The sequence below is a fragment of the Micromonospora sp. RV43 genome (assembly GCF_001029515.1).
Lineage (GTDB): Bacteria > Actinomycetota > Actinomycetes > Mycobacteriales > Micromonosporaceae > Micromonospora > Micromonospora aurantiaca.
The window spans coordinates 43715-49837 of the sequence record NZ_LEKG01000030.1; the positions used below are offsets into that span (position 1 = coordinate 43715).

The window sequence follows — 6123 nt, forward strand, 5'->3', positions numbered from 1 at the left end:
GCCCGAGTCAGCCGACCATGAGCTTCGCCAGCGCCACCGCGATCAACAAGGTGAGCATCACCAGCCGGAGCATCCGGGTCGCCGGGGCCTGCACCGGCCAGGTGACCGACATCAGCCAGACCAGCACGCCGGCCAGCACGAGCAGCAGGACGCCGCCCGCCGGGCCGGGCGCGAAGAGGCCGACAAGCACCAGGGCCAGCGCGGCCAGGAACACCGCCGTCGGGTTGAGCCGTGCCAACCGGGACAGCACGGGACTCTGCGTACGCTGCATGCCACAAACTCTACGAGGAGGAACCCCGTGCTGGTCACCAACCGCTTCGTGGTGGAAGCCGAAACGGTGGACGAGTTCACCCGTGCGGCGCACGCCGCGCTGGCCGCGCTCGCCGCCCGCCCCGGCTACCTGCGCGGTGAACTGCTGCGGGCGCTCGACGACCCGGACCACTGGGTCCTGATCACCGAGTGGGAGTCGGTCGGTGCGTACCGGCGGGCGCTCGGCGGATTCGACGTCAAGGTCACCGCCGTGCCGCTGCTCGCCCGATCGGTGGACGAGCCGTCGGCGTACGAGACGCTCGCCAGCGCCGCCCCCGAGGGTGAGATCGTCGTCGTCGCCAGCGATCGCGCCGCAGGTCCGTATCGCTGAGTGCCGGGGCACTACCCTGGCGCGTATGACCGCTCCCGGACCGGCCGCGCCGCCCCCGTCATCCGTTCCGCCCGCACTGCCGGCGGAACACGGGGTGCCCGCGCCGCCGCAGGGGCCCGGCGCCGCGCCGCCGTTCGCCGCCCCGCCCACCGAGGGCGGGCGGACCCGGCTCTGGCTCGGCCTCGGCGCGGGCGCGCTCGCAGTGCTGATCTGCTGCGGTGGGGGCGGGGCGGCAGTGGTCGGCCTGGCGGTGAGCAACGCCCAGGCGATCGGTGAGCAGGGCCGGGCGGTCACGAACGACTACTACCAGGCGCTCGTGGCCCGGGAGTGGTCCAAGGCGTACGACACGCTCTGCGACGACATCCGGCGACGCGAGCCCCGGCGCGAGTTCGAGCGCCGGGTGGCGACCGAGCCGCAGATCTCCGGCTACCGGGTGGGCGAGGTCGACCTCACCACGCTCACCGTGCCGGTGGACGTCACGCTCGCCGGCGGCCGGCGGGAGGCGCAGACCGTGACGCTCGCACCGGACCAGCAGACGGGCGGCGTGGAGGTCTGCGGGGTGAGCTGACCGGCCCCCGGTATTCTGCTGGGCTCGGGACGGACACGGTCGTACCGTTGTCCCGAACAGCCCGGTTCCATCCATCTCAACCGCGCCGACCGCCAGCCGGCGTAGGAGGAAACATGCCAGCCGACCGTATCGACGCCGTCACCAGCCTCGCCAAGCGCCGGGGCTTCGTCTTTCCCTCCAGCGAGATCTACGGGGGCACCCGGTCGGCGTGGGACTACGGTCCGCTCGGCGTCGAGCTGAAGGAGAACGTCCGCCGGCAGTGGTGGCGGACCATGGTGCAGCAGCGCGACGACGTCGTCGGCCTCGACTCGGCGGTCATCCTGGCCCGCAAGGTCTGGGAGGCCAGCGGCCACATCGCCGAGTTCGTCGACCCGCTGACCGAGTGCCAGTCCTGCCACAAGCGGTTCCGGGCCGACCACCTGGAAGAGGCGTACGAGGCCAAGCACGGCAAGCCGCTGACCTCGCTGACGGAGCTGAACTGCCCCAACTGCGGCAACAAGGGCACCTTCACCGAGCCGAAGATGTTCAACGGCCTGATGAAGACCTACCTGGGCCCGGTGGAGAGCGACGAGGGCATGCACTACCTGCGCCCGGAGACCGCCCAGGGCATCTTCGTCAACTACAAGAACGTGGAGACGGTCGCCCGCAAGAAGCCGCCGTTCGGCATCGCGCAGACCGGCAAGTCGTTCCGCAACGAGATCACCCCCGGCAACTTCATCTTCCGGACCCGTGAGTTCGAGCAGATGGAGATGGAGTTCTTCGTCGAGCCGGGCACCGACGAGCAGTGGCACGAGTACTGGCTCTCCGAGCGCTGGAACTGGTACCTCGACCTGGGCCTGTCCGAGGAGAACCTGCGCTTCTACGAGCACCCCAAGGAGAAGCTCTCCCACTACTCGAAGCGCACCGTAGACATCGAGTACCGGTTCCGGTTCGGCGGCAGCGAGTTCGCCGAGCTGGAGGGCATCGCCAACCGCACCGACTTCGACCTGTCCACGCACAGCAAGCACTCCGGCGTCGACCTGTCGTACTTCGACCAGGGCAAGGGCGAGCGCTGGATGCCGTACGTGATCGAGCCGGCCGCCGGCCTCACCCGCGCGGTGCTGGCGTTCCTGCTCGAGGCGTACGACGAGGACGAGGCGCCGAACACCAAGGGCGGCGTGGACAAGCGCACCGTCATGCGGTTCGACCCGCGCCTGGCCCCGGTCAAGGTCGCCGTGCTGCCGCTGTCGCGCAACGAGGCGCTGTCGCCGAAGGCCAAGCAGCTCGCCACCGACCTGCGCAAGCGCTGGATGGTCGAGTTCGACGACTCGCAGGCGATCGGCCGCCGCTACCGCCGGCAGGACGAGATCGGCACGCCGTTCTGCGTCACAGTCGACTTCGACACGCTCGACGACAACGCGGTCACGGTCCGGAACCGGGACACCATGGCCCAGGAGCGCGTCTCGCTGGACCAGGTCGAGCGCTACCTGATCGAGCGCCTGCCCGGCTGCTGACCTGATGTAAGGAAGGGCCCCTTCTTAACGCCTCGCGTAGAGAAGGGGCCCCTTCTTAACACCCGTCGCCGGGGGAGATCGGCTCCGCCCGTACGCCGGTCCCGGCGCCCAGCCCGCGCCGGGCCGCGTACGCGTCCTCCACCATCCGCCGCACACGGCCCGGCTCCCGGCGGATCTGCGCCGGCGTGAAGTGCAGGATGAGCACCCCGTACCGGCTCAGCTCGTTGTGTCGGTCCAGCGTCCGCGCCCAGTCGTTCGGGCTGAGGTGGTACTCCCGCGAGTCGACCTCCAGCGCCACCGCGCAGTCGGCGAGGTAGCCGTCCGGCGTCGGCAGCCGGGTGCCGTCGGCCGCCGACAGCCGCGGGTTCCACAGGATCCCGCCGAGCACGCCGCTGCCGCCCAGGCACTCCCGCAGCTCCGTCTCCGGCGCCGAGCGGACCCCGTCGGTGATCTCCGCGAACGCCTTCCGGATCAGGGCGGTGCGGCTGCGCCGGGCCCGGCGGATCTCCGCGTCCAGGCTGTCCAGGTCGGTGAAACCGCGCTGCACGGCCTCGGCCACCGTCGCCCGTACCGGCCGCAGCCGGCGCAGGTCGCGGGCGGCGTCCACGACCGCCCGGGCCGGCGAGCACACCGGGTACAGCGCGGTCCGGCGGGCCCGCGGATCAAGCTCCAGGGCCCGCGCGATCACCGCGTGACCGGCCGAGCGGCGCCGCACGTGGTGCGGCAGGATCAGGTGTACGTCAGCGGTGCGCGGACTGTGCCGGAAGCCGTACCAGATCAGGGCGGCCAGGCCGGTGAGCTGCGCGTCGGCGCCCGCGTAGAGCGCCGCCGAGATGCGTCGTTGCTCGTCGGTGAGGGTGCCGGTGACGAGCGCGTACGTGGCCGGCAGCACGCGCTGCCACAGGCCGCGCCGGGTCTGCCGGTACAGGTACATGTCGTCGTATCCGACGCCGAGCAGCTGCGTCCGGGTGACGATCTGCTGCTGGCGCTCGGCCAGGTCGCTGAGTTCGGGTGGCTGTTCGCGCATGCCCGGCAGCGTGCGGGCTCGACCGCTGCTCCTCCTGCCCGTCCGCCCGTCCTGTGGACAGCCGCCCCGGTTGTGGAGAACGCCCGCCGGGCTGGCCGGCTGTGATATGTGCCCTGTTAACAAGGGGCCCCTGCTCTACCGGAGACGTTAAGAGGGGGCCCTTCCTTACACTTGTGCGGTGACTGCCCCGACCCTGCCCGCGTTGACCATCGGCCCGCACCGGGTGTGGCCGCCGGTGGTGCTCGCGCCGATGGCCGGGATCACCAACGTCGGCTTCCGCCGGCTCTGCCGTGAGCAGGGCGGCGGCATCTACGTCTGCGAGATGATCACCACCCGCGCGCTCGTCGAGCGGAACCCGAAGACGCTGCGCATGATCGCCTTCGGCGCCGAGGAGAAGCCCCGCAGCCTCCAGCTCTACGGCACCGACCCGGAGATCACCGCCGCCGCCGTGCGGATCGTGGTCGAGCGCGACCTGGCCGACCACATCGACCTGAACTTCGGCTGCCCGGTGCCCAAGGTGACCCGCCGGGGCGGCGGCTCGGCCCTGCCGTGGCGCCGCCGGCTGTTCGCCCGGCTGGTCAGGGCCGCGGTGGACGCCGCGTCACCCGCCGGAGTGCCGGTCACCGTCAAGATGCGCAAGGGCATCGACGACGACCACCTGACGTACGTCGAGGCGGGGCTGGCGGCCCAGGACGCGGGCGTCGCGGCGGTCGCCCTGCACGGGCGTACGGCCGCGCAGCGCTACTCCGGCACCGCCGACTGGGATGCGATCGCCACGCTCAAGTCGGCGCTCGACGTGCCGGTGCTCGGCAACGGCGACATCTGGGAGGCCGACGACGCGCTGCGGATGGTCGCGCACACCGGCGTCGACGGCGTGGTGATCGGGCGCGGCTGCCTGGGCCGGCCGTGGCTGTTCGCCGACCTGGAGGCCGCGTTCAACGGGAGCGCCGAGCGGCGGCTACCGAGCCTCGGCGAGGTGGCGGTGACCATGCGGCGGCACGCCGAACTGCTGGTGGAGCAGTTCGTGGCGGGCGCGCGCAACCCGGCCCGCGGCGAGCGGGACGGCTGCACCGACTTCCGCAAGCACGTCGCCTGGTACCTGAAGGGCTTCCCGATCGGCAGCGAACTGCGCCGCTCGCTCGCCATGATCGAGAGCCTGGCGCAGCTCGACGACCTGCTCGGCAAGCTCGACCCGGCCGTACCGTTCCCGGTGGAGAACCTCGGCCAGCCGCGTGGCCGCACCAACTCCCCGGGCAAGGTCTTCCTGCCCGACGGCTGGCTGGCCAGCCGCGACGACGACACCCCGCCCGACGGCGCCGAGCTGGACGACTCCGGCGGCTGAGAGACGCCGAAGGGCCCGACCCCGTTCGGGGTCGGGCCCTTCGCTGTGCCGATGTGTCAGGAGCTGTAGCCGCGGCTGGCGATCCAGTGCGCCAGGGCGTCCACGTCCATCCGGTACGAGGCCTGGTCCGGGTTCGCCGAGTCGGCGATCGTCACGACCTTGCCTCCGTCGCGGTAGCCGACCACGCTGATGTAGTGGCCACCCTCGAACGAGTGGGTGTTGCCGTCGGTGTCGGTCGCGGTGCCGGCGATGTTCGCCACCACGGCCCGGCCGTCGTCCACAGTGCGCACCACGTCGGCACGCAGCTTCTCCACCTTCTCACCGGCCTTGTCCACCGGGATCTCGGTCGACTTGTAGACGTCCTTACCGGTCTCCTTGTTGAGCACCGGCGTGATGTCGTTGATGGAGTTGGTGCCGGCCTCGGTGGTGCCCATCTCCTTGGCCATGGCGTCCACGTCGATGTTCTTGCCCTGCACGCTCAGCGCGTTACGGGCCGCGGCCGGGCCGCAGAAGTAGAAGTTGGGCTGCGCCTCGTAGCGCACGTCCAGCTCACGCTCGCCGTGCTTGCGGTCGGTGGTGACGACCTGGGCGGCGCGCTCGGCCGGGGTGGCCTGGGCGGCGATGGCGGGGCCGGCGATGCCACCGGCGGTGGCGGCGATACCGGCGACGGTCAGAGCGGTCTTGCGCAGCAGAGTGGTAGCCATGATCAGTTGCCTCTCTGTCGGGGGTACGCGGCGATGGGGGATGCCGCGAAGAAAGATCAGGTGGCCCGGTATGTGCGTCGGGCCGGTGGCTCGCTCGGGCGGCCAGGGGGGTGGCCTGCTCCGGCGGCTCGGGGATGTAACGACCGGGGGTCCGGGGTCATTCCCGGGGGCGCTGCCCGGCGGTGGGGCCGGCTCGACAGGCGCTGTCGGCCTGCTCGGCGGCTCCGGGATGTAACGACCGGCGTCCCGGCCTGATTCCCGGCCCGAGGGGGCGGGCGGTCGGCGGGAGCGGCGCGGTCTGCCATGTACAACGCCCCGCACCCACCCCCGATTCCACCCCACGGGTGCC

At 71.7% G+C, this 6123-nt stretch carries 7 protein-coding genes; 4 read left to right on the top strand and 3 right to left on the bottom strand.

What is annotated here, in order from left to right:
* Positions 1-7: 7 nt before the first annotated feature.
* A complete protein-coding gene (locus ABD52_RS10495) occupies positions 8-271 on the bottom strand; it encodes a DUF6703 family protein (protein ID WP_013287943.1) in 264 nt (87 codons plus the stop codon).
* A gap of 27 nt (positions 272-298) precedes the next feature.
* Here ABD52_RS10495 and ABD52_RS10500 point away from each other — a divergent pair, with 27 nt between their 5' ends.
* The 3 genes from ABD52_RS10500 to ABD52_RS10510 all read left to right on the top strand — a co-directional run bounded on the left by ABD52_RS10500 (position 299) and on the right by ABD52_RS10510 (position 2701).
* Positions 299-640, top strand: a complete 342-nt coding sequence (locus ABD52_RS10500) for an antibiotic biosynthesis monooxygenase (protein ID WP_013287942.1) — start codon at positions 299-301, stop codon at positions 638-640.
* 94 nt (positions 641-734) lie between these two features.
* Positions 735-1208 (top strand): hypothetical protein, encoded by a 474-nt coding sequence (locus ABD52_RS10505; protein WP_013287941.1) that lies wholly within the window; start codon positions 735-737, stop codon positions 1206-1208.
* A gap of 113 nt (positions 1209-1321) precedes the next feature.
* Positions 1322-2701, top strand: coding sequence for a glycine--tRNA ligase (locus ABD52_RS10510; RefSeq protein ID WP_047891670.1), 1380 nt, complete (start codon positions 1322-1324; stop codon positions 2699-2701).
* 55 nt (positions 2702-2756) lie between these two features.
* Here the strand turns inward: ABD52_RS10510 and ABD52_RS10515 are convergent, their stop codons facing one another.
* Entirely contained in the window at positions 2757-3728 is a 972-nt protein-coding gene (locus ABD52_RS10515) for a type IV toxin-antitoxin system AbiEi family antitoxin domain-containing protein (RefSeq protein ID WP_047891671.1), read from the bottom strand.
* A 178-nt stretch (positions 3729-3906) separates the two neighbouring features.
* On the opposite strand from ABD52_RS10515, the gene dusB reads away from it, so the two are divergent.
* Complete coding sequence (gene dusB, locus ABD52_RS10520) at positions 3907-5070, top strand: tRNA dihydrouridine synthase DusB (protein WP_013287938.1); 1164 nt, start codon at positions 3907-3909, stop codon at positions 5068-5070.
* Between the two features lie 56 nt (positions 5071-5126).
* On the opposite strand, the gene ABD52_RS10525 is transcribed toward dusB, so the two are convergent.
* Positions 5127-5774, bottom strand: coding sequence for a C39 family peptidase (locus ABD52_RS10525; protein WP_047891672.1), 648 nt, complete (start codon positions 5772-5774; stop codon positions 5127-5129).
* Positions 5775-6123: the final 349 nt, after the last annotated feature.